The organism is Acidovorax sp. KPB24-07 (assembly GCF_057543315.1).
The window spans coordinates 1-1,242 of sequence record NZ_BAAJYS010000671.1; the positions used below are offsets into that span (position 1 = coordinate 1).

Genomic DNA, 1,242 nt, shown 5'->3' on the forward strand with positions numbered 1-1,242 from the left:
CGCAGTCGCCCTGGTGGCAACGCTGGTGGGGCTGACGTGCGGGCCGGGGCCATGGGGCCGGTCGGCGCCCGCCTGCGCCGCCGCCCGGGAACTGATCGGCCTGCCCGCGGTCAGTCACTGCCGTTGCTGGTCTTTTCTTTTCTGCACATGAGGGTGTCCGCCACGATGGTTGCTTTCCGTTCGATTCCGCACCCCGCGCACTCCGAGCACTCCAAGCACTCCACAGCACCCCGTGGCGTTTTCCGGGCCGTCTGCGCCGCGCTCGCCCTGGCCGCCTGCGCCGTGGCGCCCCAGGCCTGGGCGCAGAGCTACACCATCTCCGCCGAGCAGATGCAGGGCGCCGTGGCAGAGAAGTTCCCCCGCCGCTATGCGCTGGGCGGCCTGATGAACCTGGATGTGCAGGCGCCCCGGCTGCGGCTGCTGCCGCAGCAGAACCGGCTGAACGCCGACATGGACGTGACCGCCTCGGGCCCGCTGCTGCAACGCCGCTACGCCGGCGCGTTCGATGTGGACTTCGCGCTGCGCTACGAGCCATCGGACCGCACGATCCGCGCGCACCAGCTGCATGTGAACGCGCTGCGCCTGGAGGGGCTGCAGCCGCAGGCCGCGGAAATGCTCGACATCTATGGCCCGCAGCTGGCCCAGCAGACGCTGAGCGAGGTGGTGCTGCACCAGTTGCGGCCGCAGGACCTGGCCGTGCCGGATGGCCTGGGCATGCAGCCGAGCAGCATCACGGTGACGGACAAGGGGCTGGTCGTGCGCTTCGAGCCCAAGGCCGCACCTTAGAAAGGAAAGTGTTCACCGCTTTTTCGGGGATGGCTCTTCCACCTGCGGGGCCAGTGCCTTTCCGGGCGGTTTGCCGCGTTGCCGCGTTTGCACGCAAGCCCCTGCCATTGGCGGCGCACCGCGCCTTGCATCCCATGTTGGAGATGTTCTGAGCGCCGGGCCCGGCGCGCCGCAGGGCAGGTGCGGCGTGGTCCTACCCCGGTCCGGCCCGGCGTTTTTTACGATGGGTGCTTTCCGGCGCGGCCACCCAGCGCCGTTGCGCACGGTCCCGCCGTGCCCGCAGGGGCCACCAGCCCCTCCCGCCCCATTCCTTTCATGCCACCGGCGGCGCCTCGCGCGCGGCCCGGTCCTTCTTTTCAAGGAGCTCCATGAACACGCCATCCTTCACCTCGTGGTTCCAGACCGAAACGCTCTGGGGCCTGTCCCTGGTCAGCCTGGCGCTGGCGCTGGCCGCCG

Annotated in this window: 1 protein-coding gene; it reads left to right on the top strand. The window is 70.1% G+C overall.

Annotated elements, in window-relative coordinates; all coding sequences use genetic code 11:
- Positions 1–153 precede the first annotated feature (153 nt).
- The gene (locus tag AC27IQ_RS24885) at positions 154–786 is read left to right on the top strand and encodes a DUF1439 domain-containing protein (RefSeq protein WP_487091203.1); all 633 of its coding nucleotides are present in this window, start codon (positions 154–156) and stop codon (positions 784–786) included.
- Positions 787–1,242: the final 456 nt, after the last annotated feature.